This is a genomic window from Acinetobacter sp. 1125_18A (assembly GCF_052824985.1).
This window is the reverse complement of the sequence record NZ_VTDG01000063.1, coordinates 1-341: the sequence shown is the minus strand read 5'-3', so window position 1 is coordinate 341 and position 341 is coordinate 1. Positions and strand designations below refer to the sequence as shown.

Here is a 341-nt window from a genome sequence, read left to right as displayed (position 1 = left end):
TTGCACTGCTTGACCTGCTGTGACTGGTGTACCCAAAGTCAACACCACGGTAGAGCCATTCACTGTAACACCGGTTACAGGTACCACTTGACCATCTGCGGTGACCACGAAACTGTTTAATGGCGGTAAGTTGTTACCGTCTAGTGCTTCACTATAGGTCAATGTGAGCGATGTGCCGGCTGTATCTAGTGCTGCACTGACAAAGGTCGGTGCTGTGGTATCACCACCAGGCACAGTTGAACCATTATCCACTGTGGTGGCTGGAAGTGTTGCTGCATCATTACCCGCAATGTCTTGAATCGCATTTGGATCATTGGCTGCCGATGGATCGGTATAACCCA

At 50.1% G+C, this 341-nt stretch carries 1 protein-coding gene; it reads right to left on the bottom strand.

What is annotated here, in order from left to right:
• On the bottom strand, positions 1-341 hold a 341-nt coding region (locus tag FY049_RS22265), incomplete at both ends, for a SwmB domain-containing protein (RefSeq protein WP_446084441.1).